Origin of the sequence: Cobetia sp. 10Alg 146 (assembly GCF_029846385.1) — a bacterium.
Taxonomy (GTDB): Bacteria; Pseudomonadota; Gammaproteobacteria; order Pseudomonadales; family Halomonadaceae; genus Cobetia; species Cobetia marina.
The window spans coordinates 1-222 of the sequence record NZ_JARWKT010000031.1; the positions used below are offsets into that span (position 1 = coordinate 1).

Sequence of the window (222 nt, forward strand, 5' to 3'; positions counted from 1 at the left end):
GCAGCTCACGGGCCGTGGAGGCGGTCTCGAACTGGGCGGCGGTCAGGCGTGCGCGGTCCGCTTCAGGCTGGCGCAACGGCGTCAGGCCTTGGAAGACCGGTGCCTCGATGCGCAGGCCGATACTGGAGTCGCTGACCATGTCGTCGTTCGACTCATAACGTGAGCTTGTCGCCTCCAGTCGCAATTCCGGCCAGCGCTCGGCCTCGCTCAGGCTCAAGGCGT

The 222-nt window shown here is 67.1% G+C and carries 1 protein-coding gene; it reads right to left on the reverse strand.

Annotated features, from left to right (window positions below; translation table 11 throughout):
- Positions 1-222: hypothetical protein (locus QD172_RS17330; protein ID WP_279856369.1), on the reverse strand; the 222-nt coding region annotated here is incomplete at both ends.